Consider the following 2,636-nt stretch of genomic DNA (forward strand, 5'->3'; position numbering starts at 1 on the left):
CTCCTCGGTAAAACGGGTTTAAATTATCAAAAGGAAATCAAACCCTGGTTAGGGGAGGAAATTACTCTCGCTGTTACTTCCCTAGATTTCGATCGCGATACCGATAATGGTATCCAACCGGGTTATCTTTTGGCAATTCAAAGTAAAGATGGTGAACGCGCTAAGGAATTTCTGCAAGCTTCCTACTCAAAACAGGCGGTTTCGGGCAAATTTGACCTGGTTTTTGAACCCTACAAGGGAGTTAACCTGATTTATCAACGTCCCTTGACTGCGGGAGATAATAATCGTTTTCTCGCTAGTGCCGTCGTCGGTGATACGGTGCTTTTTGCCAATAATATCAAGGTTTTGCGCGAGGCACTTAATAACGTGCAAGTACCGGATTTAAACCTAAAAAATAGCCCTGATTACCGAGAAGCCCTCAAAAATATCACCGAACCGCGTATAGCTATAGTTTACGGCAATTTACCCCCGTTATCGGCTTGGATCGCTAATCAATCCGTCCCGGAGAGTCCCGAAGCAAAACAACGATTAGCCACGGCTTTTACCCTCAAATCCGGGGGAATAGTCGCTCAAACCGCCTTAATTGGAGTCTTAGGACAGGATGACCAAGCACCAATTTTATCTAGTCCCGTGGGAGCATTATCTTTTATCGGCGAAAATAGCCTTTTAGTCGCCGCTAGTCGCGATTTAAATCGTTTTTGGACTCAGGTGGAGGAGGGGTTAGAAGCAGATAGTCCCCTACAGGAATTAATAACACAGGTCTTAAACCGCTTCCAGTCGCCTTTAGGTTTAAATTTGCCTGAAGACGTTTTTAGCTGGGTTAGAGGCGAATATAGCCTCGCTCTCGTGCCTAATTCAAAGGGGATGGAACCCGATAGTGTTTTTCTAGGGGAACGGGTGATGGGAGTAGAGGTGGACAGTGCGATCGAGCATTTGGATGAGTTGGCCCGCAGTCGCGGCTATAATGTGGTTAATCTGCCTTTACTCGATCGATCGGTGACAGCTTGGACAAAGTTAACCACGGCAGTCCCGGAAGGAAAAGCGCAACTAGAGACGCTCGTGACGGGAGTGCATACTAGAGTCGATAATTATGAAATTATCGCCAGTTCTGTGGAAGCGATGGGTTTAGCTTTATCTGCACAGAAAAAACCCATTTTAGGTAGTGGTAAGTTTCGACAGGCAATTACTGCTTTACCCGCAGAAAATGATGGTTATTTTTACATCGATTGGCGACAATTGCAACCAGTTATTGAGTCGAAATTTCCGATCGTGCGGGTGTTAGAATTGTCGATTAAGCCTTTATTTAATAATCTGCGTTCTCTTACTATTAGCAGCCAAGGTAGTGAAAATTCTGTGCGTCGGGGAACGATTTTCTTTAACTTGGGAGTGAAGTCTTAATCAGTTATCAGTTATCAGATAGAAGCTTGTAGTTTGGGTTGAGCGATTTAATACTTAGGAGAAAACTGCTCGATTCAATGGTTTGAGCGAAACCCAACATTCTTGACGACATTGGTGTGGTTGGGTTTCCCTCAAGCGTCGCTAATATTTGACAGACAAAAGTTATTATTACTCAATCCAAGCTAAGGTTAGTATGTTAAAGTATATAAGAAGTATGGAAAAGCCAAAGTATTTTGGATGAGCTTGCCAAATTCGCTTTACTGTTTAAACCATGACTACTATCACAATTGTTCCAGAATTTGCTGGAAAAACCTTGACATATAAAGCAATTTGTGCCAACAAAGAAACAAGTGGTTTGACTCCAGGTCAAGCACTGGATCTTATGGAAACAAGTTTAATTGCTGAAGGTGAAAATATGGGTGAGACATTAGTGATTTTACAGCGTTTCCGTCCTGATAATTTATTCAGCAAACAGCAACAAGAACGTTGACAAGAACTGATGGAAGAATTTCATCAATCTCTAGCTTCTGAGACTGAATTTTCTGCGATAAAACAGCAAGAATTAACAGCTTTAATTGAGACAGAATTACAAGCAAGTATTCAAAGAGGGAAAAGAATCATCAAACAGATTCAAGATAATGATTAATTTATAGTCAAGAAACATTAGGTAACAAGCATCTCTTTTCAAGGGAACAAAAATTAAAATTTTTCTGATTTTAACTGATTTAAAGCTATCGACTTCAGGTAGTAATTACTGACAACTTATGACTGATAACTGATAACTGATAACTGAAATGACCCATCTCCAATATACTCTCGTTGCGAAAAGGGCAAAACATAGATGCGAATATTGTCATGCACCAGAGATTATTTTTAATCTTGCTTTTGAAGTAGATCACATTGTTCCCCTCTCTAGAAAAGGGGAAGATAAACCAGAAAATTTAGCTCTATCATGTCGTATTTGCAATCTTCATAAATTAGCTCGTATTGAGCGTGTAGGGTGCGTTACGCTAACGCTAACGCACCAATCCTAGTTATAAACCCAACATTATTGACGACCTTGGTGTGGTTGGGTTTCGCTCAAGCGTCGCTAATATTTGACAGACAAGAGTTATTATTGCTCAACCCAACCTACTGCTGTTGATAACTTGTTTAATTTGTTGTGCTAGGGTTTGGATTTCTTGGGCAAAATTGGGGTCTTTGAGCATTTCTACCTGTAAAAAAGGAACCACTTGCTG

General features: G+C 40.9%; 4 protein-coding genes. All 4 read left to right on the top strand.

What is annotated here, in order from left to right; genetic code table 11:
• Window positions 1-1,398, top strand: a 1,398-nt coding sequence (locus tag IQ242_RS22010; RefSeq protein ID WP_193961414.1) for a DUF3352 domain-containing protein, incomplete at its 5' end; no start/stop codon positions are given.
• A gap of 271 nt (window positions 1,399-1,669) precedes the next feature.
• Entirely contained in the window at window positions 1,670-1,888 is a 219-nt protein-coding gene (locus tag IQ242_RS22015; RefSeq protein WP_193961415.1) for a hypothetical protein, read from the top strand.
• Window positions 1,889-1,897: 9 nt separating this feature from the next.
• Entirely contained in the window at window positions 1,898-2,044 is a 147-nt protein-coding gene (locus IQ242_RS22020; RefSeq protein WP_193961416.1) for a hypothetical protein, read from the top strand.
• A gap of 148 nt (window positions 2,045-2,192) precedes the next feature.
• Window positions 2,193-2,432, top strand: a complete 240-nt coding sequence (locus IQ242_RS22025) for an HNH endonuclease (RefSeq protein ID WP_228021156.1) — start codon at window positions 2,193-2,195, stop codon at window positions 2,430-2,432.
• Window positions 2,433-2,636 lie beyond the last annotated feature (204 nt).

It is taken from the genome of Microcystis sp. LEGE 08355, from assembly GCF_015207185.1.
Lineage (GTDB): Bacteria > Cyanobacteriota > Cyanobacteriia > Cyanobacteriales > Microcystaceae > Microcystis > Microcystis panniformis.

What these genes read in the sequence shown, in the direction of transcription:
- IQ242_RS22015 (WP_193961415.1), top strand. Translation starts at nt 1,670, where the DNA reads ATGACTACTATCACAATTGTTCCAGAATTTGCTGGAAAAACCTTGACA.
- IQ242_RS22020 (WP_193961416.1), top strand. Translation starts at nt 1,898, where the DNA reads ATGGAAGAATTTCATCAATCTCTAGCTTCTGAGACTGAATTTTCTGCG.
- IQ242_RS22025 (WP_228021156.1), top strand. Translation starts at nt 2,193, where the DNA reads ATGACCCATCTCCAATATACTCTCGTTGCGAAAAGGGCAAAACATAGA.